Annotated in this window: 21 protein-coding genes and 1 tRNA gene; 13 read left to right on the forward strand and 9 right to left on the reverse strand. The window is 61.0% G+C overall.

Going from position 1 to position 24,473, the window contains the following annotated elements; all coding sequences use genetic code 11:
• Positions 1-3 precede the first annotated feature (3 nt).
• From Q9295_RS04550 to Q9295_RS04565, 4 genes are all read left to right on the forward strand, one after another.
• Positions 4-1,008, forward strand: a complete 1,005-nt coding sequence (locus Q9295_RS04550) for a branched-chain amino acid ABC transporter permease (RefSeq protein ID WP_306679318.1) — start codon at positions 4-6, stop codon at positions 1,006-1,008.
• A gap of 1 nt (position 1,009) precedes the next feature.
• Complete coding sequence (locus Q9295_RS04555) at positions 1,010-2,314, forward strand: branched-chain amino acid ABC transporter permease (RefSeq protein WP_306679319.1); 1,305 nt, start codon at positions 1,010-1,012, stop codon at positions 2,312-2,314.
• A 173-nt stretch (positions 2,315-2,487) separates the two neighbouring features.
• Entirely contained in the window at positions 2,488-4,908 is a 2,421-nt protein-coding gene (locus Q9295_RS04560; RefSeq protein ID WP_306679320.1) for a GcvT family protein, read from the forward strand.
• A gap of 112 nt (positions 4,909-5,020) precedes the next feature.
• Positions 5,021-5,623 (forward strand): nucleotidyltransferase family protein, encoded by a 603-nt coding sequence (locus Q9295_RS04565; protein ID WP_306679321.1) that lies wholly within the window; start codon positions 5,021-5,023, stop codon positions 5,621-5,623.
• A gap of 4 nt (positions 5,624-5,627) precedes the next feature.
• Here the strand turns inward: Q9295_RS04565 and Q9295_RS04570 are convergent, their stop codons facing one another.
• From Q9295_RS04570 to ypfJ, 4 genes are all read right to left on the reverse strand, one after another.
• On the reverse strand, positions 5,628-7,799 hold the full coding sequence (locus Q9295_RS04570; protein WP_306679322.1) for a Hint domain-containing protein: 2,172 nt from the start codon (positions 7,797-7,799) through the stop codon (positions 5,628-5,630).
• 342 nt (positions 7,800-8,141) lie between these two features.
• Positions 8,142-11,255, reverse strand: a complete 3,114-nt coding sequence (locus Q9295_RS04575; protein WP_306679323.1) for a Hint domain-containing protein — start codon at positions 11,253-11,255, stop codon at positions 8,142-8,144.
• Positions 11,256-12,067: 812 nt separating this feature from the next.
• Positions 12,068-12,151, reverse strand: a tRNA-Leu gene (locus Q9295_RS04580).
• 153 nt (positions 12,152-12,304) lie between these two features.
• Positions 12,305-13,168: a KPN_02809 family neutral zinc metallopeptidase gene (gene ypfJ, locus Q9295_RS04585; protein WP_306679324.1), complete on the reverse strand. Its 864-nt coding sequence runs from the start codon at positions 13,166-13,168 to the stop codon at positions 12,305-12,307.
• Positions 13,169-13,330: 162 nt separating this feature from the next.
• Here ypfJ and Q9295_RS04590 point away from each other — a divergent pair, with 162 nt between their 5' ends.
• Positions 13,331-13,810, forward strand: coding sequence for a disulfide bond formation protein B (locus Q9295_RS04590; protein WP_306679325.1), 480 nt, complete (start codon positions 13,331-13,333; stop codon positions 13,808-13,810).
• Positions 13,811-13,822: 12 nt separating this feature from the next.
• On the opposite strand, the gene Q9295_RS04595 is transcribed toward Q9295_RS04590, so the two are convergent.
• Positions 13,823-15,013 carry a deoxyguanosinetriphosphate triphosphohydrolase gene (locus tag Q9295_RS04595; RefSeq protein WP_306679326.1) on the reverse strand — a complete coding sequence of 397 codons (1,191 nt, stop codon included), beginning with the start codon at positions 15,011-15,013 and terminating at the stop codon, positions 13,823-13,825.
• Between the two features lie 106 nt (positions 15,014-15,119).
• Here Q9295_RS04595 and Q9295_RS04600 point away from each other — a divergent pair, with 106 nt between their 5' ends.
• From Q9295_RS04600 to Q9295_RS04610, 3 genes are all read left to right on the forward strand, one after another.
• Complete coding sequence (locus Q9295_RS04600) at positions 15,120-15,446, forward strand: HesB/IscA family protein (protein WP_306679353.1); 327 nt, start codon at positions 15,120-15,122, stop codon at positions 15,444-15,446.
• A 171-nt stretch (positions 15,447-15,617) separates the two neighbouring features.
• Positions 15,618-16,397: an exodeoxyribonuclease III gene (xth, locus tag Q9295_RS04605; protein WP_306679327.1), complete on the forward strand. Its 780-nt coding sequence runs from the start codon at positions 15,618-15,620 to the stop codon at positions 16,395-16,397.
• On the forward strand, positions 16,390-17,223 hold the full coding sequence (locus tag Q9295_RS04610) for a sugar phosphate isomerase/epimerase family protein (protein WP_306679328.1): 834 nt from the start codon (positions 16,390-16,392) through the stop codon (positions 17,221-17,223). The genes xth and Q9295_RS04610 overlap by 8 nt, the downstream gene beginning before the upstream one ends.
• Positions 17,224-17,269: 46 nt before the next feature.
• On the opposite strand, the gene Q9295_RS04615 is transcribed toward Q9295_RS04610, so the two are convergent.
• Together Q9295_RS04615 and dksA are read right to left on the reverse strand one after the other, a co-directional pair.
• Complete coding sequence (locus tag Q9295_RS04615; RefSeq protein WP_306679329.1) at positions 17,270-18,457, reverse strand: FAD-dependent monooxygenase; 1,188 nt, start codon at positions 18,455-18,457, stop codon at positions 17,270-17,272.
• A gap of 93 nt (positions 18,458-18,550) precedes the next feature.
• Entirely contained in the window at positions 18,551-18,973 is a 423-nt protein-coding gene (dksA, locus tag Q9295_RS04620) for an RNA polymerase-binding protein DksA (protein ID WP_306679330.1), read from the reverse strand.
• Between the two features lie 180 nt (positions 18,974-19,153).
• Between dksA and Q9295_RS04625 the strand changes: the two genes are divergently transcribed.
• The 5 genes from Q9295_RS04625 (at position 19,154) to Q9295_RS04645 (ending at position 22,493) form a co-directional block, all read left to right on the forward strand.
• A complete protein-coding gene (locus Q9295_RS04625) occupies positions 19,154-19,993 on the forward strand; it encodes an AAA family ATPase (RefSeq protein WP_306679331.1) in 840 nt (279 codons plus the stop codon).
• 223 nt (positions 19,994-20,216) lie between these two features.
• Positions 20,217-20,351: a hypothetical protein gene (locus tag Q9295_RS04630; protein ID WP_306679332.1), complete on the forward strand. Its 135-nt coding sequence runs from the start codon at positions 20,217-20,219 to the stop codon at positions 20,349-20,351.
• A 37-nt stretch (positions 20,352-20,388) separates the two neighbouring features.
• Positions 20,389-20,556, forward strand: coding sequence for a hypothetical protein (locus Q9295_RS04635; RefSeq protein ID WP_306679333.1), 168 nt, complete (start codon positions 20,389-20,391; stop codon positions 20,554-20,556).
• A 14-nt stretch (positions 20,557-20,570) separates the two neighbouring features.
• Positions 20,571-21,752, forward strand: coding sequence for a vWA domain-containing protein (locus tag Q9295_RS04640; protein ID WP_306679334.1), 1,182 nt, complete (start codon positions 20,571-20,573; stop codon positions 21,750-21,752).
• A gap of 39 nt (positions 21,753-21,791) precedes the next feature.
• Positions 21,792-22,493 carry a M48 family metallopeptidase gene (locus tag Q9295_RS04645; RefSeq protein WP_306679335.1) on the forward strand — a complete coding sequence of 234 codons (702 nt, stop codon included), beginning with the start codon at positions 21,792-21,794 and terminating at the stop codon, positions 22,491-22,493.
• On the opposite strand, the gene Q9295_RS04650 is transcribed toward Q9295_RS04645, so the two are convergent.
• A complete protein-coding gene (locus Q9295_RS04650) occupies positions 22,483-23,031 on the reverse strand; it encodes an RSP_2648 family PIN domain-containing protein (protein WP_306679336.1) in 549 nt (182 codons plus the stop codon). The two genes, Q9295_RS04645 and Q9295_RS04650, sit on opposite strands and share 11 nt — an antisense overlap.
• A complete protein-coding gene (locus Q9295_RS04655; protein WP_306679337.1) occupies positions 23,031-24,260 on the reverse strand; it encodes an RSP_2647 family RNA methyltransferase in 1,230 nt (409 codons plus the stop codon). The genes Q9295_RS04650 and Q9295_RS04655 overlap by 1 nt, the downstream gene beginning before the upstream one ends.
• Between the last annotated feature and the right edge of the window lie 213 nt (positions 24,261-24,473).

Consider the following 24,473-nt stretch of genomic DNA (forward strand, 5'->3'; position numbering starts at 1 on the left):
GCTATGGATATCCTCAACGCCCTGACGGCATTCGCAAATTTCATCCTTGTCCCCGGACTGGCCTACGGCAGCCAATTGGCGCTTGGCGCGCTTGGCGTAACCTTGGTCTTTGGCGTCTTGCGCTTTTCCAACTTTGCCCATGGCGACACCATGGCCTTCGGCACCGCCTTTGTGATCATGTTCACATGGTGGTTCCAATCGATGGGGATCAGCTTTGGCCCCCTGCCGACCGCCCTTCTGGCCCTGCCCTTCGGCATCGCGGTCACGGCGGCTTTCGTCCTTGGCACTGACCGCGTGGTCTACCGCTTTTACCGACAACAAAAGGCCAAGCCGATCATCCTCGTCATCGTCTCCACCGGGGTGATGTTCGTGATGAACGGCCTTGTGCGGATCCTGATCGGCACCTCCGAGCGCAACTTCGCCGATGGCGAGCGGATGCTGCTGAACCCGCAAGACTGGAAGGCTTGGACCGGGCTGGCCGAGCCTTTGGCGATCAAGACCACCGCTGTCGTCTCGATCGTCGTCGCCGTGCTCTCGGTCGCGCTGCTCTTTTGGTTTTTGCAAAAGACCCGCACCGGCAAATCGATGCGCGCCTATTCCGACAATGAGGATCTCGCACTCCTCTCCGGCATCAACCCCGACAAAGTGGTGGCAGTCACTTGGGTGCTGGCGGCAGCGCTCGCCACCATCTGCGGCACGCTTTACGGTTTGGACAAATCCTTCCGGATCACCGTTTACTTCGGCCTGTTGATGCCGATCTTTGCGGCAGCGATCGTCGGAGGCCTTGGCAGCCCCTTGGGCGCCATCGTCGGCGGCTTTGTCATTGCCTTCTCCGAGCTGATCATCACCAGCGCCTGGAAGAAGATCGGCAGCTATCTTTTGCCCGACTCTTGGCTTGGCGATGGGCTTTATCAAGCGCTTTCAACCGATTACAAGGTGGCCGTCAGCTTCGCCATCTTGATCATCGTTCTCTTGTTCAAGCCGACCGGCATTTACGGAGCGAAGTGACATGACCCGCTATCGCAACCTTTGGCTCTTCGCCGGTGTGGCCCTGCTCTTCGTGGCCACCGGCGCCATGCTCAGCTGGAACCTCAGCCTGCAAATCCTGAACCTTGCGCTTCTGTCGGCCATTATGGCGGTGGGGGTGAACATCCAATGGGGCTATGCCGGGCTCTTCTCCACCGGCGTCGTCGGCTCGGTCGCTTTGGGCGGTCTGGCCGTGGTGCTGGTTTCCGGCAAGCCGGTGCCGGCAGGATGGGAGGCCGGTGGCCCGCGCGTCCTCTCGGCGCTGCTCTTTGCCGCTTTGGCCGTAGCACTGGCCGTCTGGCTTTACCGCAAACTGCAAGCGGGACCGAAGCGCAGCCTTGCCTTGGTCCTTTTCGGCGTGATCGCCTTCTTCATCTATCGCGGCCTTCTCGACCCGGCCGTGATGGCGATCGAGGCGAACAACCCCTCGCAAGCCGGGCATATCGGTGGCCTTGGCCTGAACTCGCTGCTGGCTTGGCCCTTTGGCGCTTTGCTGGCCGCGGGAGCGGCTTGGCTGATCGGCAAAGTGGCGCTTGGCCTGCGCGCCGATTACCTTGCCATTGCCACCCTTGGCATTGCCGAGATCATCATTGCGGTGATGCGCAACGAGGATTGGCTGGATCGCGGCGTTAAGAACCTGATCGACATTCCGCGCCCTTGGCCGGTGCCGAAAGAGGTGGATCTGCAAGCCAGCCCCGCCTTCCTTGACCCGATGCTGGCCATGGGCCTCGACCCGGTCACCGGCTCTAGCATCTTCGTCAAACTGATCTATGCCGGGCTTTTCGGCATCGTGCTGGTCGCGCTGATCTGGCTGACCGAGCGCGCGCTGAACAGCCCATGGGGCCGCACCATCCGCGCCATCCGCGACAATGAGATCTCGGCGGCGGCGATGGGCAAGGATGTAAAATTCCGCCATCTGCAAATCTTCATCATCGGCTCGGCCGTGGTGGGGCTTGCCGGCGCGATGATGACCTCGATGGACGGGCAATTGACACCGCCAAGCTACCTGCCCTTGCGCTTCACCTTCCTGATCTGGGTGATGGTGATCGTCGGCGGCTCAGGCAACAATTGGGGGGCGGTGCTGGGTGGCCTTCTGATCGGCTGGCTCTATCTTGCCGTTGAGTTCCTTGGCCCTCAGGCGATGGAATATATCACCGCTGGGCTGCCCTCTGGCCCGGTGAAGGACCACCTGAGGGAATCCGCCGCCCATATGCGGCTTCTCAGCCTTGGCGTCGTGCTTTTGTTGGTGCTGCGCTTTGCTCCGCGCGGGCTGATCCCCGAAAAATAAGGCGGCCCATCCGGCTTTAAGGAACGCCCGCCCCCGTCCAAGGGGCGGGCGTTCTGCTTTCCGCCCAACCGCCCGACAGATCACCCATTCACGACATTCAATGTCGCAAAACTCCATGCTTTCCGCCAAAGCCGCCGCCAATCTTTGCCAAACAGCGAACAAGAGGTGACGGGATGAAAAGCCATGCTCGCGTGGTGGTGATCGGCGGCGGTGTCGTCGGGTGTTCGGTTCTTTACCATTTGACCAAGCTCGGTTGGTCCGATGTCATGCTGATCGAGCGGTCCGAGCTGACCTCAGGCTCCACCTGGCACGCGGCGGGTGGCTTTCACACCATCAACGGCGACACCAATATGGCGGCGCTGCAGGGCTATACGATCCGGCTTTATAAAGAGCTGGAAGAGATCACCGGCATGTCTTGCGGCCTGCACCACGTTGGCGGCGTAACGCTGGCCGACAACCAAGAGCGCTTTGACCAACTGGTCGCTGAGCGCGCCAAGCACCGCTATATGGGCCTTGATACCGAGATCCTTGGCCCCGAGGAAATCCGCAAGCTGACCGATGGCCTTGTGAACCTCGAAGGCGTGATTGGCGGGCTTTACGATCCCTTGGATGGCCACTTGGACCCTTCGGGCACCACCCATGCTTATGCCAAGGCGGCCCGCATGGGCGGGGCCGAGATCGTGCTGCACAACCGCGTACTCGAGACCAACCCAACCAAAGACGGCTGGGAAGTGGTGACCGAGAAAGGCACCGTCACCTGCGAGCATCTGGTCAACGCAGGCGGTCTTTGGGCGCGGGAAATCGCCGCCATGGCGGGTGTTTACCTGCCGCTACTGCCAATGGCCCACCAATATCTTGTCACCGACGACATCCCCGAAATCGTCGACATCCTGAAATCGGGCCGCGAATTCCCGCATGTGATGGACCCCGGCGGCGAAAGCTATCTGCGCCAAGAGGGCCGCGGGCTTTGCATCGGTTTCTACGAAAAACCCTGTGAGCCTTGGTCGGTCAATGGCACGCCTTGGGACTTCGGCCACGAACTTCTGAACGAGCAATTCGACAAGATCGAAGACTCGGTCAATTTCGCCTATCGCCGCTTCCCGGTGCTGGAACGCACCGGCGTCAAACGTGTGATCCACGGCCCCTTCACCTTCGCCCCCGATGGCAACCCGCTGGTGGGCCCCGTCCCCGGCCTGAAGAACTACTGGTCGGCCTGCGCGGTCATGGCCGGCTTCAGCCAAGGCGGCGGCATGGGTCTGGCGCTGGCACAATGGATGATCGAGGGCGAGGTCGAGCGCGACCCGCGCGGTTTTGACGTGGCACGCTTCGGCACTTGGACCACCCCCGGCTATACCGTGCCTAAGGTGATCGAGAACTATCAGATGCGCTTCTCGGTCGGTTATCCGAACGAAGAGCGCCCTGCGGCGCGCCCGTTCCGGCAAACCCCGATGTATGACACTTTCGACAAAATGGGCGCGGTCTGGGGCCAGCAATATGGGCTGGAAGTCGTCAACTACTTCGCTTTGCCCGGCGAGCCGCGCCATGAAGAGCCCAGCTTCAAACGCTCCAACGCTTGGGAGGCGACCGCGCAGGAAGTCCAGGCCCTTCGGACCGGCGTCGGCATCAATGAGCTGCAAAACTTCGGCAAATATCTTGTCAAAGGCCCCAATGCCCGCGCTTGGCTCGACCGGCTTATGGCCGGCCGGATCCCGAAACCGGGCCGGCTCTCCCTCAGCCCTATGCTGGCGCATTCGGGCAAGATCATCGGCGATTTCACCATCTCTTGCCTGTCGGAAACCGAATTCCAGCTGACCGCCAGCTACGGCGCGCAAGGCTGGCACAGCCGCTGGTTCGATCAGAACGCCGCCCCCGGCGTCACGGTTGAAAACATCTCCGACAGCCGCTCGGGCTTCACCATCGCAGGGCCGAAAGCCCGCGATCTTCTGGCCAAACTGACCCATGAAGATGTCTCCGCCGGGGCGTTTAAATTCATGGATGTCAAACGCATGACCATCGGCATGGCCAATTGCCTTGTGCAGCGGGTCAGCTACACCGCCGATCTTGGCTATGAGATCTTCTGCGACCATATGTCGGTGCAGCATCTGTGGAAGGTGCTGAACGAGGCCGGGGCCGATCTCGGCATCCGCGCCTTCGGCATGCGGGCGATGATGTCGCTGCGGCTCGACAAATGGTTCGGCTCATGGGGCCGCGAGTTCAGCCCCGATTACACTCCCGCCGAAACCGGGCTTGACCGCTTCATCGATTGGAAAAAGCCCGCCGATTGGATCGGCAAAGCCCCCGCCACGGCGGAAAAAGCCAACGGCCCCGCCCGCCGCCTCGTCTCCTTCGTGGTCGATGCCAAAGACGCCGATGTGGTGGCATGGGAGCCGATCTGGCTCAACGGCTCTGTCGTCGGCTTCTGCACCTCGGGCGGCTACAGCCATTGGACCGGAAAATCCGTCGCCATGGGCTTCCTCCCCGCGGCCGAGGTCAAAGACGGCCTTTCCTGCGAGATTGAAATCCTTGGTGAGCGCCGCCGCGCCACCGTCCATATGGATCCGATCTGGGATGATGGCGGCCGCATGCGGGCCTAACCCCCCGCAGCTTTTGGCTTTTCATCTTGATCTAAATACTCTCGGGGGGTGAAGGGGGGCAGACAGCCCCCCCCCTCTTCCTTTCCAAGCCCAGATCATGCATCCTGCACGCATGACCCAGCCCGCCATCCTGATCCTTGCCGCCGGCGCCTCCTCTCGCATGGGCGCGCGCGACAAATTGCTCGAGCCCATCCAAGGCCAGCCGCTTCTCCGGCGTGTGGCCGAGCGCGCATGTGCCACAGCGACGCATGTCTTCGTGGTGCTACCGCGCGACCGCCCGCAGCGGGCCGAGGCGTTGCAAGGGCTTTCGATGAAGCAGGTGATCGCGGAACATGCCACGCATGGCATGACCGCATCGCTGCGCGCCGGGATCGGCGCTTTGCCAGAAGACACCAGCGCGGTCATCATTCTGCCAGCCGATATGCCGGGGATCACCACCGAGGAGTTGCAGCTTTTTCTCAAGCACCACGCCCAAGCGCCCTCGGCCATCCTGCGCGGCTGCACAGAGGACGGGCACGAAGGGCACCCGGCCCTCTTCCCCGCTAATCTCTTTGCAGAACTCACTGCCCTAACAGGCGACGAAGGCGGTCGTTCCATCCTAAAGGCCCACCGCGACCGGGTGACCTTGCTGCCCTTGGCCGCAGATCACGCGATCTTGGACCTTGATACACCCGAGGATTGGGCCGCTTACCGGGTGCGGGAAAGCGCCCGATAGCCCTTCAAGCGCCGATCAGCACCCGCGCCTCATGCGCCTTCAGCGTAATCCGCGCCGCCGGAAAGGCCGTACCATCCTGCAACAGTTCGGGGAACAGGATTGCCAATTCCTGCCGCGGCCCCTCCTCCATCGCGTCGAGCATTGATGCAGCGGGCTGGAAGCTTTCCGTCCAGATCCCGTCCGAGCGCAAAATCTCATGCCGCGCGCACATCACATGGATGTAATCCACGCCCCTGCCCAGTTCTTGGGTGATCCCGGCATGGCCGCACAGGTGCAAAGCCGCCACCAAGACCTCCTCGTCGCCAAAGAGCATCTCGGCCCGTGCGCCTTGCAACAAGATACGGTGCTGAGGCGACACCCGCATCTGACGTGCCGGTTGACCGGGCCCGAAGGCATGGGCCGGGATCACCACGGGGCGCAGCGCCGGGCTCTCGATCAATTGTGCCAAAGACAAGGACTTGCGCCCGACCCAAGTGATCGGTTGCAACCCGTGATCTCGCGTCATTACCAGATCGCCGGCCGCCAGATCTTCAACCGCACGGCTGCCGCAATCGGTCAGGATGCGTGTGCCGGGGGTGAAACAGGGCACGATCTTCTCGATATCGGTGAAGGTCAGCTTGCCCAGCAGCGCGCCCGAGGCGTCGAAGAAATCGACATAGCCGTTTTCGGCATTGGCAGGATCAAGGTGAACCTTAAGCCGTGTGCTCCAGCCCGAAAGATCCAGCACGTCCATATCAGCGCCGGTGCCACCGCCATGCACGGTATCGCCGACGCCGCCGTAGATCGTATCCTCATCCGCGCCGCCATAAATCAGCGCGCCACCCGGACCGCCATAGAAGACATCGCGACCGGCTTCGCCGTACAATGTGTCATTGCCGGAACCGCCATAAAGCACATCGTTGCCCACGCCACCGGCGATGTAATCGTGGTCAGCGCCGCCATAGATCGTGTCGTCGCCGTCCTCGCCGCTCAGTTGGTCATTGCCAGCGTCGCCGTGAAGGACATCGTTGCCAAGGCCCGACCAGATCGTGTCATTGCCCGTGCCACCGTAGATGAGATCGTTGCCCGCCGAGAGAGCGCCGCTGACATCGTCGATCAGATCATTTCCGGCGCCGCCATAGACTGTATCGTCGCCCGCGCCGAAGTTGATCGTGTCATCGCCTTCGCCGCCCTCAAGACTGTCGTTCCCGTCACCGCTGTCTAAACTGTCATTGCCCGCTCCGCCAAAGAGCCGGTCATTGCCCAGCCCTCCGAAAAGCAGGTCATTGCCACCGCCCCCCTCCAGCAGGTCGTTGCCGCCGCCACCATAAAGCTGATCAACGTCATCGCCGCCATAAAGCGAGTCATTTCCGTCACCGCCATCAAGGCTGTCATTGCCAATGCCGCCGTAAAGGACGTCGTTGCCAGCCCCCCCGAAAAGCCGGTCCACCCCGGCTTCCCCCCAAAGCGTGTCGTCTCCCGCCTCGCCCGAAAGGTTGTCATTGCCGGTGCCGCCGTAAACAAGATCGTTGCCGAGCCCGGCAAAGACCGTGTCATTGCCCGCTCCTGCGCGGATCTGATCGGCATTTGGATCGCTGAGGCTGAACCCGTCATTGGCATCCACTCGGTCGCCGCCATTGGCCGCGCCCTCATTAAAGGTGCTGTTGATCAGATCGCCGTTGGCAGTGCCGTCGACCCAGCCGTTCTTAAAGCCCGCGACCAACCGGTCGGCGCCAAGGTTGTTCATATCGTCGGAGTCGATCGACGTTAGCGTCAATGACACGATCGGACTGGCCTGCATGGCCGCATGATCGGCATTGTTCAAAATCTCAGGCGCCAAAAACAGCGCGCCATTGGTGGCTTGCACCACAATAGCCGTGATCTGTGCGGTGGTGCCGTTCGCGTAGGTGATGGTGGCGTTGTAGGACACCAAGGCGTCAAAGGTGTAGGTCGTGGTGACGCCGTTTACCGTGGTCGAGAACTGATCGTTGCTTGCCGTATTGTCGGTATCCAACACCCCCAAATCGCCGCCATTATCAAACATCGTCGCTTGCATGACGCTGTTGTAGAGCGGAGCCGCGGTCGATCCAAAAGGCGTGTTCAGCAAAGCCGCTGCATTCTCGACTTTGTAATTGCCTTCAGTCGGGTCAATAATTGGGCCGACGCCCAGCGAAATCCAATTAAAAGTCAAAGGCATAGCAATAGAACCCCCTGCACAAGCGACAGCAATGGCAGTTGGTCCCTATGGCAGCCTAGGGGTGACGAAAAGGCAGGTAATAACATTATTGGTGACCCGCAAACAAAAACGCAAGCACATTGCGCTTTAGCGCTTTAGCCCCCCGCAGTGTTCAATTGGCGGCGAGATTAAGGCGAGTTTGCGAATTACCCTATGGTTTTACGCGCGTTGATTGCAACGCGCAGTGCTGGATTGCGCGCCTTCTAATCAGCGAAAAGGGCTAATTGCAAAAAGGGCCCCCATATTGGGAGCCCTTTTCGTCCGACGGGCAATGCCAAGGGCATGCCTGCCAGCTGCATAACCCTATTTCACCAAAAGACGCGCTTCGTGGCGTTTCAGCGTGCGCCGTGCAGCTTGGTAATCTTCAAGCCCTTTATCGGTCTTAAGCTCGGGGAAAAGCTCAAAGATCTCATTGCGTTGCGCATTACCCATGCCTTTCAAAGTCATGTCACCCGGCTGGAAGCTTTCGGTCCAAGCCCCCCCCGACAAGACAACTTCATGACGGTCAAACATGAAGTGGATATAGGTGACGCCGATCGAGTTGATCGCCTGCACGCCTTGGCTGCCAACCAGATGTTTGGCTGCAACCAGCACCTCATGCTCTTCAAAGTAAAGCTGAGTGCGGTCATTGGCGACCAACATCCGGTGGTTGGGCGAGACCAGCATATCCTGCTCGGGCAGATCATTGCCCAAGGAACCGCGTTTGATCAAGATCGGGTTGAGATGGGAGTTGAGCCGCAGCTCTTGCCCCGTCAGCGCCCGCTGCCCCACCCAACGGATCTCTTGGATGCCATTGTCGCGGGTGATGACCTTGTCGCCTTCGCGCAGAGTCTCAACCGGAACCTCGCCGCGCGGCGTGGCGATCAACGCGCCCGGCGTGAAGCAGGGGATCACATTCTCGATGTTGATGAAGCGCAAAGTGCCGGTTTCATTGCCGTCATCGTCCAGGAAATGGACGATGCCATTTTCAACGTTGTCAGCGTCATAGACGATGCGCAGCGGACCCGAGCCGGACAGATCAAGCACGTCAAAGTCATCGCCATTCTCATTGCCATCGATGAAGTCACCGATGCCGTCTTCTTGGCTGCCGACGATGAAGAGATCGCGGTCACCGCCGCCATAGAGCGAATCCGTCCCAGCGCCGCCATAAAGCGTGTCGTTGCCCGCGCCGCCATAGGCGACGTCGTTGCCCTCGCCGCCATACAGCGCATCATTGCCGCGATCGCCGGAAAGCCGGTCATCCCCAATGCCACCGTAGATGAGGTCATCATCCGCGCCGCCGTTCAGCGTGTCATTGCCATGCTCACCGTAGAGCGTATCGTTGCCGCGATCCCCGTAAACCACGTCATCATCGACGCCGCCGTAGATCAGATCATTGCCCGCGCCGCCATGCAGCGTGTCATCATCATCGCGGCCATAGATCGTGTCATTGCCCTGACCACCATAGATCAGGTCGCGGTTGTTGTCGGGATCAAGATCCAGATCATCGGTGATATCCAAGACATCTCCGCCCACCGGGCCCAGGCCGCCATAGATCAGGTCATCGCCCATCTCGCCGTAGATGGTGTCGCTGCCTTCGCTGCCGATGATCGTATCGTTGCCCTGGCCGCCATAGACCAGATCGGCATCGACACCGGCATCGATCATATCATTGCCGGCACCGCCATAGATGGTGTCGGCATCATCGCCGGTGGTGATGATGTCATTGCCCTGCCCGCCATAGACCAGATCGCGCGCATCATCGGGGTTGGCATCGGCCTCATAGACGCCCGGATAGCCACGGTCGGGCGATTGCCCGCCGCCGGTGGTGTCAATGACATCATCGCCTTGGTGGCCGTAAACCGTGTCACTGCCCGATCCCGAAGTGATGGTGTCATCGCCGCGGTTGCCGGTCAGGCTGTCATCGCCCGAGCCGCCAAAGAGCACATCATCGCCGCGCCCGCCATAAAGCGTGTCACTGCCGGCACCGCCATAGATCTCATCATTGCCCGAGCCGCCATAGGCCAGATCGTCGCCATCACCGGCCCGAATGGTGTCATCGCCGTTGACAGCATAGATCGTGTCATTGCCGGCACCGGCCTCGATACGGTCATCATTGGGCGCATCATCGCCCAAGATCGCATCATTGGCATCGACCCGGTCGATATCCCAAGGGTCGATGTAATCGCGGTCGATAAGGTCACCCTGATCGGTGCCCCGCACAATGCCATCGCGGACCGGACCAGCCGCGGGATCGATCACTGTGACCACCACCGAGGCGGTGTCGCTGCCGCCGTTGCCGTCGGTGATCTCGTAGTTCAGCAGGGCATCGCCGACAAAATCGGTGTTGGGCGTGAAGGTCAAGGTGCCATCAGGATTGACGGTCACCACCCCCTGCTCGGAGGTGGGCGTGCCGACGATCGACAGGCTGTCGCCGTCGACATCGCTGTCATTGTTCAGCACCGGGATCACCACAGCGGTGTTGACCGTGGTCGAGGCGGTATCATCTTCCGCAACGGGCTCATCGTTTACCGGGGTGACGGTGACCGCCACGGTCGAGCTTGCGGTCCCGCCCGAAGGGTCGGTTACACTATAGGTGATGGTATCGGGCCCGTGGTAATCCGGCTCGGGCGTATAGGTCAGGGTGCCGTCTTCATTGACGACCACCGTGCCATGCTGCGCGGTCGGCGTGCCGGTGATGCTCAGACCGCCCGGTGCGCTGTCATTGTCGAGCACATCGATCACAACCGGCGTGTCTTCCGGGGTCTCGGCAGTATCGGGGTTGGCCACGGGACCATCGATGAGGTTATCGACAGTGTCCGAGAGCGAAAAGAACTCGACCGAGCCCAGGAAATGGCCATCGACATTGTTCAAAAGCGCAGGATCCGAGTTCGATTGCCCTGCCCCGACGAACCAATTTTGGCTCAGATCGCCCATGTTCATCGTCAGGCCCGGCGGCACATCCATGCTCTCCGAGGTCCCGGCACTTTGGTTTTCCAGCAACATTCTGCCGCCATCACCGGCACTGTCCCAAGAATAGGTCAGGTTGATCTGGTCACCGGGTTGGAAAAAGCCGGGCTCGGTGCTGAAGACGGTCTCGCCACCTTCGGTCTCATGGGTAACGACAATGCTGCCATCGGGCAGAACCTCAAGCCGGAAGCTGCCCTGCTCTTGACCCATGCTGTCGCGCGAGAGCACGGTTTGCGGGTGATCGACCGGGGTTTCCGAGGGGCGGAAGTTGATCTCAAGCGTGCCGCGCTCCATCTGGAACTCAGGCGAGGCAGCAATTTTTGCGAAATCGTTCTGGCCGTCCAGCACAAGCTGGCCGCCGCTCGCCGTCGCACCGTTCAGATAAATTCCGTTCTGGGCGCCGTTGATCGGCGCGTCATCGAGCACCGTGTCGGCGTCGTCGAAATTATAAAGCGCAAAAACCGGCATATTGTAACCCTCGAAATACGAACGGCTTAACGCCGTCTGGCCCCGTTACGTCCTTCCCCGAAAAACCGGGGACCGCAGACGCCATAAATCCCGCAAGCGCAGGTTCATGCAGACCGATCGAGAAGGTGAATGTGATAAGCCGTTGCCTCAGGACAAAAAAGTCCCGCGCCCAAAAAGGCGTTTCCGGATCCCCGGTAGATGGCAGCACGCTTGTCACCGTATCCGCATCCAAAGATGCGTCACCAACATACGACCGCCCCCACGGCCCATACGTCTTAAGTAGACGCTGGTTTGATAGCCCCGGCCCTGTTCAGCGCAAAGCGAAAAACGGCATGATTGCGGCACAACTGTGAACGATGCGGCACCCAGCACGACCTTAGCCAGACCGAGATTCGGGCCGATTGTTTCGAGCCGGCAGCACATCAGTAGCGAAGAATGTTAGGAAAAATCGACTAAATCTAGCCATTTGGCATATCAGGCCAAAACCACGCCACATCGAGCGTTCTCGATCTGGAAACAAGCTGGCGCTCTGCCACAATCAATCCGCCTCTACGCGAATTCATGGCAAGATTACAGCAAGGACGTTACGTTTGTTCCGAAACGCGAACCAATGATCAGAATTTAACAAGATCACCATGCGTTTGCTGAAAACTGACTTTAGGGCCTGCGCGAATCAACGCATGATTCTGCGTCTTGAACAGGCTCTAGAACGCGGATGTGAACGGCCCTGATCGAAACCCATCTGCCCCAACACATTGGGCCGGCCCCGAGGGGCCGTGCTCTGAAACATAACGCACACAATCAAGGAAAGGTGGTACGGGTGGCCGGACTCGAACCGGCACTCCTTGCGGAAACAGAGTTTGAGTCTGTCGCGTCTACCATTCCGCCACACCCGCACAGCCATCCCGCATGGTAGAACCGAGCCTAGGCTTTCGGTTGCGGGTGCCCCTCTCTATCCGGGAGAGCTGGGAGATTTCAACCCCCTAGCTGAATGAAAATGACAATCTTACACCATCATTTTCACGCAGCGCCCCGCGCGACCGCTTTGGTCACAGTCTTTGGGTCGAGAAGCTGTCGCAATCGGTCAACCGGCCCGAGTTCAGCCCCTTTGTAAACCAGCGCGACCGCTGCTCTGAGGTGCCATGTGTAAAGGTATGCGGCATGGGCCGCCGTCCGGCATTGGCCTGCAAAGTGTCATCGCCAATCTGGCGCGCGGCATTGACCGCCTCTTCCAGATCGCCGGGCTCAATCGTGCCCAACTCCAACGCAGCCGCCCGCGCCCAGATCCCACTCAGGCAATCGGCCTGCAATTCGATCCGCACAGAAATATCATTCGACTGCGCTTCCGAGGCTTGCTGGCGCAGCTGATTGGCCTGCCCCAAGATCCCCAGCTCGTCTTGCACATGATGGCCCACCTCATGCGCCACGACATAGGCGGCAGCGAAATCCCCCTTGGCGCCAAGCCTTTGACTGAGCGTGGTGAAGAAAGAGGTGTCGAGATAGACCCTCTTATCGGCCGGGCAATAGAACGGCCCCGTCGCTTCAGAGGCCCCCCCGCAGGCCGAGCGCGTTTGGTCTTTGAAAAGCACCAGCGTGGTCTGGTTGTAATCGCGGTTCAATTGATCCCGGAAGATATTGGCCCAGATTTCCTCCGTATCGGCCAAGGTGACGGCGACGAACTCACCAGCTTGCTGATCTGCCTCGGTCAACTCGACCGGCGCGCCAGAGCCGCTTTGCTGCATTCCGTCGGGGCCCAGAAGCATACTGGGGTCCACGCCAAGGAACATTGCGATCAAAAACACGATCACCGCGCCGCCGCCGCCGATTTGCAATCCTCGCCCACCGGCGCCGCCCCCGCCCACCCGGCGACGATCCTCAATGTTGCGGCTTTGACGCCGGCCTTTCCATTGCATTGGCACACCCCTCAACCTGTAAGATGCCGGGCCATACGCCCTTGCGAAAAAGCCTAGCCGCTTGCCTGCGATGCCGGAAGGGGGAGCTTTCAACGAAGGGTGACTTCCGCCGCCCCTCCGCCTTGGATATGGTCAGCGCGCAATATGGGCTGGGAGTGCGGTATGGCGGCGATCGAAAAGCGCGGATTTCGCCCGGAGGTTTGGGCCGGGCTTGGCTCGGCAGCTTTGCTGATCGGGGCCTTCGGCTTTCAGCATCTCGGCGGGCTGCCGCCTTGCCAACTTTGCATCTGGCAACGCTGGCCGCATGCTGTGGCGGTTCTGGTGCTCGCGCTGCTGCTCGCCACTGGCTGGCGGGTGCTGGCCGTCTTGGGCGCCTTGGCCGCGATGACATCGGCCGGGATCGGGCTCTTCCATCTGGGCGTGGAACAGGGCTGGTGGGAGTTCATCTCGACCTGCACCCAAGGCTCGATCGCCGGGCTTTCCGGCGCCGATCTCTTGGACCCAACGCTTGCCACCCCGCCGCCCGTGCGCTGCGATGCGATTGCATGGTCCTTCATGGGCCTGTCGATGGCGGCCTGGAACGCGGTCCTCTCCACCCTCTTGGCCGGACTTTGGACCATGGCCGCGCTGCGCCGTGGCTGAATGAGGCGGGGATCACCCCGCCCGCACCACCGGCTCACAGCCCATCAGCCGGGCATGCTCTTGAATGGCGAAACGGTCGGTCATCCCCGCCACATAATCCGCCACGATCCGCGCCAGTTCCACCTCGTCGCGGGCCGCGGCGACATCGGCGGCCCATTCTTCGGGCAAAAGCTGCGGCTCGGCCATGAAAAGCGGGAACAAATCATCCACCACACGCGTCACCGCCGCCCGCACCACCATGACCGAGGGCGCACGATACATCCGCGTGAACAGGAAGCTGCGCACCGCCTTTAGCTCTTGATAAAGCGGCTTCGAGAAGCGGATCACCGTGGTGCCAAGATTTCGGATATCCTCGACCGATTGCGGTTGCGCCGCCGAAAGTCGGTTCTGCGCCACCGCGATCACATCTTCGACCATGCGGCCGAAAACCCGCCGCAAAGCCTCATGCCGCCGCCGCATCTTATCAAGGCCGGGATAAAGCCGATCCACTTCTTCAAAGGCCGGGCCGGTCACCGGCAGCTCCATCAGATCGTCCTCATTGAAAAGCCCCGAGCGCAGCCCGTCATGCAAATCGTGGTGTGAATAGGCGACATCATCGGCAATCGCCGCCACCTGCGCCTCGGCCGATGCATGGGTGGACAGCTCCAAATCCCAAGCGGCATTCACCTCGGCCAATGCGTAAGGCAAAGGCCCCTCGTGCTGCTTATTGGCATTGGGGCCGGTCACGGGGCCATTGTGCTTGGCAATGCCCTCCAGCGTCTCCCAAGTGAGGTTCAGGCCATCAAACCCGGCATAATGCCGCTCAAGCCGGGTGACGATGCGCAAAGCTTGGGCATTGTGGTCAAAGCCACCATAGGGCGCCATCAAGCGCTCCATCGCATCTTCGCCCGTATGGCCAAAGGGCGTATGGCCCAGATCATGCGCCAAAGCGATCGCTTCGGCCAAATCCGTGTTCAGCCCCAACACGCCCGAGATGGTGCGCGCCACCTGCGCCACCTCGATCGAATGGGTGAGCCGGGTGCGGTAGTAGTCGCCCTCATGCTCGACAAAAACTTGCGTCTTATGCTTCAGCCGCCGAAAGGCCGAGGCATGGATGATCCGGTCGCGGTCGCGCTGAAACGGGCTGCGGAACGAGGACATGCTTTCCTCAAACAAACGTCCGCGCGACTGGCTCGGTTGGCAGGCAAAGAGGGCAAGGGTCATGGCAGTCCCGCGATTTGCCCATCGCAAACTGCACACGGGCTTGTTCATTGCTTCCTCCCCCATATATGGAAAGAATGACCAAAAGCCCACGGGAATAGCTATGGACCTGACACTTCCGCCGCGCGTCACCGACCGCGCCTTTGCCCGCCTTGCTGAGATCGCGGAAATGACCGGCGAAAATCGCGCCCTGCGCGTGGGCGTTTTGGGCGGCGGTTGCTCGGGCTTTCAGTATGACATCCGGCTGGATGAGGCCGCATCGGATGATGTGGTGCTGGAAAAAGCCGGGCAAAAGGTCCTCGTCGACCCGACCTCGCTGCCTTTCTTGCAAAATGCCGTGATCGACTACACGGATGAGCTGATCGGGGCGCGCTTTGTGGTAGAAAACCCCAATGCCAGCAGCGCCTGCGGCTGCGGCACCAGCTTTTCAATCTAAAGCCCCCAGACGCGCGGCGCCTCTCACGCCACCTCCCCATTTTTCTGTCTAAAAATATCCCGGGGGTGAGCGGCGAAGCCGCGAGGGGGCAGAGCCCCCTTCTGCCTTCACGCCACCTTGTATCCCCGCCCCTCTCGCCGCAGAATGGTCCCCAGTCTGCGGAGTAGCCTTATGAAAATCGCCACGTTCAACATCAACGGCATCAAAGCCCGGATCGAGGCTTTGCCGCGCTGGCTTGAGGCTGCCAAGCCGGATGTGGTCTGCTTGCAAGAGATCAAAAGCGTGGATGAGGCTTTCCCGCGCGAGGTGCTGGAAGATCTCGGCTACAGGGTCGAGACGCATGGTCAAAAAAGTTTCAACGGCGTCGCCATTCTGTCGCGCCTTCCCTTAGAGGACGTCACCCGCGGCCTGCCCGGAGACGACACCGATGAGCAAGCCCGCTGGATTGAAGCCACGGTGATCGGCGAGAAAGCCGTGCGGGTTTGCGGGCTGTATCTGCCGAACGGCAACCCGGCACCGGGGCCGAAATATGACTATAAGCTGGCGTGGATGGCCCGGATGGAGACCCGCGTCCGCGCGCTCTTGGCCGAAGAGATGCCGGTCATCTTTTTGGGCGATTACAACGTGATCCCACAGGCGATGGATGCTGCCAAACCGCAGGCTTGGGTCGAGGATGCGCTTTACCTGCCGCAAAGCCGCGCTGCCTTCCGCCGTATCTTGAACCTTGGCCTGACCGAGGTGATCCGCGCCCGCAACCCCGCCCCCGGCCTTTACACCTTCTGGGATTACCAAGCCGGCGCCTGGGAGCGCAACAATGGCATCCGGATCGACCACCTGCTGGCCTCGCCGCAAGCGGCTGATCTCGTGCAAGACTGCGGCATCGACAAAGACACCCGCGCCGGTGACAAACCCTCGGACCATGTTCCGGTTTGGATGACGCTGGATGCCTGATCTGCCGCTCTTGGGCGCTGCCGCCTATCTTGATGAGCTGGCTTCGGTGCCGGGCCTGCGCGCTTGGATCGAGGGGCGCGATCTGGAGATCCGCGATTTCACCGCTTTGGGTGCCTTGCAGGGCGAAGCTTGGCGCGACATCGCCGGCCGTGTCAAAGCCGAGTTCAGCACCCATGCGGGCCGCATCGGGTTGCATGGCCCCTTCCTTGGCTTTGCCATTGACCAACCCGACCCCGATCTGCGTGCCGTCGTTCAAGACCGCATCCTCACCGCGCTGGCGGCTTTAGAGGAGATCGCCCCCAATGGGCAGGGGCATATGGTGCTGCACAGCCCCTTCACCACTTGGTCCGGCTTCAACACCGGCACCGAGATGGATGACCAAGAGGGCATGATCGCGCGCAGCTTGGCCCTTCTTACCCCTGCCGTCCGCCGCGCCGAAGCGATTGGCGCCACCATCGTTATTGAAAATTGTGAAGACCGCTGCCCGCATGAACGGGTCACGCTGGTGCGCGCCTTCAACTCGCCCGCGCTCAAGGTCTCGCTCGACACTGGGCATGCGCATTACGCGCATGGCTCAACCGCAGCGCCTCCGGTGGATGCTTATGTTCGCGCCGCTGGTGATCTTTTGGCGCATGTGCACCTGCAAGACGCCGATGGTATTGCCGACCGACACTGGGCTTTGGGGCGCGGCAATATCCATTGGCACGGCGTCTTTATGGCCCTGCGCGCGCGCAAGACCATGCCGCGGCTGATCCTAGAGATGGCACAAGCCGAGGATATTCTGGTCTCGGCCCATTATCTTATGGCCGAGGGGCTCGCCCGCTAAACGCGCGGCTGATCGCCCCTCTCCAACAAATTATTGCCGTAAGACCTTAGTGCGGCTTCGTCACATCGTGGTTGTAAAGCCAATCAAACCGCTTCAGTGCCGCCGCTGGGGCGATTTTGCCACCCAAACGGATCACCATATGGGCCGCGGCGCGCTTGGCCCCCGCGAGATGGTAGTTCTTGGCATTGGCATTGGCGGCATCGACCACCCGCGCCGCGCGCGGGCCTCGTGTTGCTTGATAGGCGCGCATCGCTGCGGTGTCGTTGGACTGGCGGTCCAGCGCCTCGGCCAAAACCCAAGCATCCTCAAGCGCAACGCTGGCCCCTTGCGCCAAGAAGGGCAACATCGGATGCGCGGCATCGCCCAAAATCGCAAGGGCCCCCTCAGGCAAGACCTTGAACCAGCTTTTGGCGACCGGATGGCGGAAGATACCCCACAACCAGACATCTTCCACCTGATCCAGCCAGCCGCGGACCCTTGGGGAGAATTTCTCGAAGGCCAGTCGCAGCTCCATCGGATCGTCGCGCAGCGACCAGCCTTCATCAACCCAGCGATCCCGCTCTTCGACGGCCACGATGTTGCGCATTGTGCCGCCGCGCAGCGGATAGCTGACCAAATGCCGGCCCGGTGCCATATGCACTTCGGCCATCGCAGGATCGCTTGGATCGCAAGGCACCAAAGCGCGCCAAGCCACCTGACGGGTGAAGAAAGGCGCCATCGGCCCGTTCAAGGCCGCCCGCGCCGGCGAATGCAGCCCGTCAGCACCGATCAAGAGATCAATCTCTTCTTCAGCCCCCGTAGTCATCACCAATTTGGGCTTTTGACCCGAAAGGTCGATCCGTTCGACTTTTTGCAAAAGGCGCAGCTCGACGCCGGCGGCCCGCGCACCGTCCAAAAGCAGGGCGATCAGATCGGCGCGGTGCAAAAAGTGGTAGCCCTGCTGGGGGCGCAACCGCGCGACATCCAACCGCGTGACCAACCGCCCATCGGCGCCATTGCGCAGCTCAACGCCTGCCGCGCGGGTCGAGACCGCCTCAAGCGCCTCGCCAAGGCCAAGTGCTTTTAGAACCGCCGCGCCGTTGGGGCTGATCTGCAGCCCTGCCCCAATCTCAGAGATCTCACTGGCCTGTTCTAGAACCGTCACCTTTGCACCGCGCAATGCCATAGCGCGTGCAACCGAAAGCCCTGCAACACCGGCTCCCAAAATGGTGACGGATCTACCGTTCAGCGCCATAACGCCTCCGAGGAAACAAAAATACCGGGCTCGCAAGCCCGGCATTATTTTCTACTTCCCGCAGGTTGTGCGCAAGTCCCTGATTACACTCAATCAGTCGTCGCGGTGCACCTTCTCGCGGCGTTCGTGCTTTTCTTGAGCTTCCAGCGTCATCACGGCAATCGGACGCGCATCCAACCGTTTAAGGCTGATCGGCTCCCCCGTCATCTCGCAATAGCCGAATTCGCCATTGTCGATCCGACGCAACGCCGCGTCGATCTTGGCCACCAGCTTGCGCTGGCGATCGCGGGTGCGCAACTCCAGCGCACGATCGGTCTCTTCGCTGGCCCGATCTGCCAAGTCTGGCACATTGCGCGCCGAGTCTTGCAGGTTTTCAATGGTCTCCGAAGACTGATCCAACAGCTCTTGCTTCCAGATAAGCAGCTTGCGGCGGAAATACTCAAGCTGCCAATCATTCATGAAAGGCTCGTCTTCGGCAGGGCGATAGTCGTCTGGCAGAAACACTTCCGGCTTCATTGCAGCACTCTCTCTCCTCTGGGTTGCACCCGCCGACTGGCATCTAGCGTGGTGCGCTCCTATTGCGCGGCATGTAGCGTAACTGCGGCGCCTTGTCACTAGGAGTTGCTAGAAATCGCCTTGACGACAAGGGACCGGGGCTTAATTTGCCCTGCTCACAGTCAGGGGTTTGATCCGCAAATGAAATTCGCCTCTACCTCCAATTATGTCGCTGATGCCGCTCTGGCTGTGGCGGTGAATGCCGCGGTAACTTTGCAACGCCCGCTCTTGGTCAAGGGCGAACCCGGCACCGGAAAGACCGAACTCGCACGGCAAGTGGCCAAGGCGCTCGACATGCCGTTCATGGAGTGGAACATCAAATCCACCACCAAAGCGCAGCAAGGGCTTTACGAATATGACGCGGTCTCGCGGCTGCGCGACAGCCAGCTTGGCGAGGCGCGGGTGCATGACGTGTCGAACTACATTCGTAAGGGCAAGCTCTGGCAGGCCTTCACCGCGCCGGGCCGGGTCGTGTTGTTGATCGATGAGATCGACAAGGCCGATATCGAATTTCCAAACGATCTTTTACAAGAACTCGACCGGATGGAGTTCCATGTCTACGAGACCGGCGAGACCATTCGCGCCCAGCATCGGCCAGTGGTTATCATCACGTCAAATAACGAAAAAGACCTGCCCGACGCCTTCCTGCGTCGCTGCTTTTTCCACTTCATCCGCTTCCCCGACCCCGAGAATTTGGCGGCCATCGTGCGGATGCATTACCCCGGCATCAAAGAGCAACTTCTGGCCACCGCGCTCAGCCAATTCTTCGAGATCCGCGAGACGCCGGGGCTGAAGAAAAAGCCCTCGACCTCCGAGGTGTTGGACTGGCTGAAGTTGATCTTGGCCGAGGATTTGTCGCCCGAGGATCTGCGCCGCGATGGCAAAGATGCCCTGCCCCGGCTGCATGGCGCGTTGTTGAAAAACGAGCAGGATGTGCAGCTGTTTGAGCGTCTGGCCTTCATGGCGCGCGGCCAAAGATAGGCAGTTAGCCCCGAATCGTTGCTTTTTGGCGGGCGCTGAACCCGCCAAAAGCCACACACGCAAGCGTTGAGCGGCTGCTTTCCTCAGCGGGCTCCGAATCACGATCAAAGGCGCGATGTGAAGGCACGCCCGCCCTTTGCGGAAGCCACCAGACCAGCGCCAGCATCGCGCAAACGCATATGCCACCCAGCCGTTGCTTCGTTCTGGGGCGCTGGATCTGACGGTGCGTTCCACCGAGCTGGAAGCCCTGCGGATGGACAGCCAGTGCTTGGCAAGCTATGGCTTCGGCTCGGACGCGCAAATCTTTGCGCGCAAACGCGAGATCGCGGCGCTGAGGGCGAAGGCGTCCGGGGGCTGACCCCGCCTGCCTCCTTAAAACCGCAAGGGGATAAAATATGTTTGTTATCGGCGGCTTGGTGATCGGCGCAATCTTGGGCTTGCTTTCGGCTCGCAAACGCAACGGATCCGGCGCGGATATCGCCCAATTCATGGCCGTTTACGCGATCGGCTTGGGCATCCTTGGCCTGTTCCTCACCATCGTGATCGAACGGATGTGTTTCTAAGAAGGCGCTAGGGCATGTTTCTGCCCTTTCTTGACCAACTGCGGCGCGAAGGCGTGCCGGTCTCGCTGCGCGAATTCCTCAGCTTTCTTGAGGCTTTGTCGCAGGGCTTGGCCACGCATGATATTGAGGCCTTCTATCACCTCTCCCGCGCGGCAATGGTTAAGGATGAACGACATTACGACCGCTTTGACCGGGCTTTCGCAGCCACGTTCAAAGGGCTTGAGACGATCAGTGCAGAGGATGTGCTGAATGCTTTGGATCTGCCCGAGGATTGGCTGACGAAGCTTGCTGAAAAGCACCTCAGCCCCGAAGAGCGCGCCGCGATTGAGGCTTTGGGCGGGTTCGACAAACTGATGGAGACCCTGCGCCAGCGTCTGGCCGAGCAGCAGGGCCGCCATCAGGGCGGCAATAAATGGATCGGCACAGCGGGAACTTCGCCTTTCGGTGCCTATGGTTACAACCCCGAAGGCGTGCGGATTGGCCAAGACCAAAGCCGCCACCAACGCGCAGTGAAGGTCTGGGACAAACGCGAGTTTCGCAATCTCGATGACCGGGTTGAGATTGGCACCCGCAACATCAAAGTGGCCTTGCGCGCCCTGCGCCGTTGGGCGCGTGATGGTGCGGCGGAAGAGCTTGACCTCGACGGTACTCTGCGCGCCACGGCCGAGCAAGGCTGGCTGGATGTGCAGACCCGGCCCGAGCGGCGCAATGCGGTAAAAGTGCTGCTCTTCCTTGATGTTGGCGGCAGCATGGACCCGCATATCAAGGTGATGGAGGAGCTGTTCTCCGCCGCGAAATCCGAGTTTCGCCACCTGCAACCCTTCTACTTCCACAACTGCCTTTACGAAGGCCTGTGGCGCGATAATGCCCGGCGCTGGTCAGATCAGATCCCAACTTGGGACGTGCTGCGCAGCTATGGCTCTGACTGGAAAACGATTTTCGTCGGCGACGCGGCAATGTCTCCTTATGAGATCACCCATCCCGGTGGTGCAAATGAGCATTGGAACAAAGAGGCGGGCGCGGTCTGGCTGACCCGCGCGATGGAGCAGTGGCCGAACCATCTGTGGATCAACCCCGTCCCCGAACAGGGTTGGGGCTATACGCAATCGACGGCGATGATCCAGCGCATCGTCTCGGGGCGAATGGTGCCGATGACCGTTGAGGGGATTACAAGGGGCGTAAAACTCTTACGCTAAGGCCTGTTAAGCGCGACGCGCATCCCCTATCTTGGCCGCATGGCACTCTGGCTTCCGCTCATTTTCGCACTTGGCTACGCGATCGTCTCGATGCGCTTTTCGGTCTGGCGCACGCAAAAGATGCTCGACGCGCAATCGCATCCTTTGCGCGACCCCAAGCTTGAGGCGCTGACCGCGCGGATGGCGCAGGCTTTGGACATCCCGCAGATCAAGGTGCATATCTTTGATATCGAGCCGGTGAACGGCCTCGCAGCGCCAGATGGGCGGATTTTCCTAACCACAGGATTTATGAAGAAATACGGCCAAGGCCTTGTCACGGAAGAAGAATTGGCTTCCGTCATCGCGCATGAGTTGGGCCATGTTAGCATGGGCCATGCCAAGCGCCGGATGATCGATGTCACCGGGCAGAATGCGGTTTTCATGCTGCTGACCACGTTTTTGGCGCGCTTCGTGCCGCTGATCGGCCCTTGGGTGGCGCAGATGGTGTCGCGCACGCTGATGGCGCATCTGTCACGGCGGGATGAGTTTGAGGCCGATGCCTATGCCTCGGCGCTCCTGATAAAATCCGGCATAGGAACAGCGCCGCAGAAGTCCTTGTTTCGCAAGCTCAATGCGCTGACGCAGAACCGCGCCGATGGCATCCCCGCATGGCTGATGAGCCATCCGAAAGCCGAAGAGCGCATCGGGGCGATTGAGGCGAATGAGGCGCGTTGGCTTGGCCAGCAGCGGATCAGCCGCTAGCCTCCAGCGCTTTGGCCAGACGGAAAAGCTTTACCCGTTTCAACAATGGCTTCAGCGCCACCGGATGGCCGGAAATGGCTTCGGTCCGGGCGCGGACGGCTTCCACCACCGCAGCCATCGCCTGCGGGTGGCGCGATTGCAGCTCCCACAGAAACCCATCGGGATCGCGGCGGTTCAGCCCCTCTTCAGCCAGAACATGGCCGGGGAAATCGGCGGCGTTGAAGGTCACGATCGCATCAGCACTGGCGGCGATCGCGGTGGCCAGCACATGCACATCATTGGGATCTGGCAGATCAAGCCGCGCCTCGATCTCGGGCCGCTCGCGGGTCACGGCGCGGGGGAAAGCAGCGCGCAACAGCGCTGCCTCGCCCTCGGCAATCACCACCGCTCCGGGGCCGATCTTGGCGGTGGCACGGGTCCATTCGCGCAAGATCCGCTCAGAGAACACCGGCTCATAAAGCCCTGCCGCCGCAGCGCCTTGCAGGATCTCCCGCAAGACGGTGGGATATAGGACGCAAGCGTCAAGGACGGCCTTCATCAACCATCCAGCCGGAAGGTCAACGCCTTGAGATAAAAGCTTTCCGCCAGTTGCGGCAGCACCGGATGGTCGGCGCTGGCAAAGCCGGTGTGCAGGATCTGTCCGCGCCGCCCGCCCCGCCCAATGCCGCGCGCCGAGGCGTTGCGGAAGGACGACAAGTCCGCCGCATGCGAGCAGGAGCAGAGCACCAGATAGCCTCCGGGGGCGACCAGAGGCGCCGCCAGCCGGGCAATCCGCTCATAGGCGCGCAAGCCTGCTTCCAGCGCAGGTTTGGCAGGCGCAAAGGCCGGCGGGTCGCAAATCACCAGATCAAACTGCGCGCCCTCGGTCGCCAAAGCTTCGAGCACGGCAAAAGCATCACCCTGCCGGGTCGAGAAATTCTCAAAGCCCGAAGCTTTTGCGCCAGCTTCGGCCAAAGCCAAAGCCGGGGCCGAGGCATCCACCGCCAAAGCGCTGGCCGCACCGCCTGCGAGCGACGCCAAGGCAAAACCGCCAACATGGGTGAAGACATCCAAGACCCGCGCACCTTTGGCGAGCTTGGCCGTAAAGGCGTGGTTGTCACGTTGGTCAAAGAACAGACCGGTCTTCTGCCCCCCAACAAGGTCAGCCATATAGGTTGCGCCATTCATCGGCACCGGCAGCGGGCCATCAGGCGCGGTGCCATGCACCACCACGATCTCTTCGGCCAGCCCCTCAAGGCTGCGCGAGCGACCGGAGCCGTTTTTCACGACTGTGGTCACGCCGGTGACGCTGACCAAAGCCGCGACCAGCGGCTCAAGCAGCGCCTCGGCCCAAGCGGCATTGGGCTGCACCACCGCGGTGTCACCAAAACGGTCAATCACGATGCCCGGCAGGCCATCGGCCTCGGCATGGGCCAAGCGGTAATGCGGCGTCGGGAAGAGACGTGACCGCAAAGCCATTGCCCGCTGCAGCCGCGCCTCAAACCAGCTTTGGTCGATCTGCGCAGCCGGATCGCGGTCCAGCATCCGGGCCACAATCTTCGACTTCGGATTGACCGTCACAAGGCCCAAAGGCCGACGCTCAGCATCCTCAAGCACGGCCAAGGTGCCAGCGGCCAAGCCATTGGTCCGGCGGTCCAGCACCAGCTCATCTGCATAGACCCAAGGGAAGCCGTGGCGGATCGCCCGCGCCTCGGCCTTGGGCCGCAAGCGCACGATGGCACGGTTTTCGGGATATTCGGCGGGGTTTTGTGTAAGGGAGCTGTCCATCCCCCTCCCATATCCGTTTCAGGACCGATGCGGAAGGGTCACTTATCGGCGGCCATTCAGCGCCGCGACACACCCCTGCGCGCCCGGCCCCCGCCAATTTTCCCCCAAGGAGGGCTCAACCAAAAGGCGCTACATGGCTTGCAAACGGCCTCACTCGCATCTTCTGCAGCCAAGGGCGCGTCATTTTGCTAAAAATAGAGCAGTCCAGCTGCC

Origin of the sequence: Pseudogemmobacter lacusdianii (assembly GCF_030848395.1) — a bacterium.
GTDB classification, from domain to species: domain Bacteria; phylum Pseudomonadota; class Alphaproteobacteria; order Rhodobacterales; family Rhodobacteraceae; genus Pseudogemmobacter; species Pseudogemmobacter lacusdianii.

Coding starts and splice junctions, on each gene's coding strand:
- Q9295_RS04550 (WP_306679318.1), top strand. CDS start 4: ATGGATATCCTCAACGCCCTGACGGCATTCGCAAATTTCATCCTTGTC.
- Q9295_RS04555 (WP_306679319.1), top strand. CDS start 1,010: ATGACCCGCTATCGCAACCTTTGGCTCTTCGCCGGTGTGGCCCTGCTC.
- Q9295_RS04560 (WP_306679320.1), top strand. CDS start 2,488: ATGAAAAGCCATGCTCGCGTGGTGGTGATCGGCGGCGGTGTCGTCGGG.
- Q9295_RS04565 (WP_306679321.1), top strand. CDS start 5,021: ATGACCCAGCCCGCCATCCTGATCCTTGCCGCCGGCGCCTCCTCTCGC.
- Q9295_RS04570 (WP_306679322.1), bottom strand. CDS start 7,799: ATGCCTTTGACTTTTAATTGGATTTCGCTGGGCGTCGGCCCAATTATT.
- Q9295_RS04575 (WP_306679323.1), bottom strand. CDS start 11,255: ATGCCGGTTTTTGCGCTTTATAATTTCGACGACGCCGACACGGTGCTC.
- ypfJ (WP_306679324.1), bottom strand. CDS start 13,168: ATGCAATGGAAAGGCCGGCGTCAAAGCCGCAACATTGAGGATCGTCGC.
- Q9295_RS04590 (WP_306679325.1), top strand. CDS start 13,331: ATGGCGGCGATCGAAAAGCGCGGATTTCGCCCGGAGGTTTGGGCCGGG.
- Q9295_RS04595 (WP_306679326.1), bottom strand. CDS start 15,013: ATGACCCTTGCCCTCTTTGCCTGCCAACCGAGCCAGTCGCGCGGACGT.
- xth (WP_306679327.1), top strand. CDS start 15,618: ATGAAAATCGCCACGTTCAACATCAACGGCATCAAAGCCCGGATCGAG.
- Q9295_RS04610 (WP_306679328.1), top strand. CDS start 16,390: ATGCCTGATCTGCCGCTCTTGGGCGCTGCCGCCTATCTTGATGAGCTG.
- Q9295_RS04615 (WP_306679329.1), bottom strand. CDS start 18,457: ATGGCGCTGAACGGTAGATCCGTCACCATTTTGGGAGCCGGTGTTGCA.
- dksA (WP_306679330.1), bottom strand. CDS start 18,973: ATGAAGCCGGAAGTGTTTCTGCCAGACGACTATCGCCCTGCCGAAGAC.
- Q9295_RS04625 (WP_306679331.1), top strand. CDS start 19,154: ATGAAATTCGCCTCTACCTCCAATTATGTCGCTGATGCCGCTCTGGCT.
- Q9295_RS04635 (WP_306679333.1), top strand. CDS start 20,389: ATGTTTGTTATCGGCGGCTTGGTGATCGGCGCAATCTTGGGCTTGCTT.
- Q9295_RS04640 (WP_306679334.1), top strand. CDS start 20,571: ATGTTTCTGCCCTTTCTTGACCAACTGCGGCGCGAAGGCGTGCCGGTC.
- Q9295_RS04645 (WP_306679335.1), top strand. CDS start 21,792: ATGGCACTCTGGCTTCCGCTCATTTTCGCACTTGGCTACGCGATCGTC.
- Q9295_RS04650 (WP_306679336.1), bottom strand. CDS start 23,031: ATGAAGGCCGTCCTTGACGCTTGCGTCCTATATCCCACCGTCTTGCGG.
- Q9295_RS04655 (WP_306679337.1), bottom strand. CDS start 24,260: ATGGACAGCTCCCTTACACAAAACCCCGCCGAATATCCCGAAAACCGT.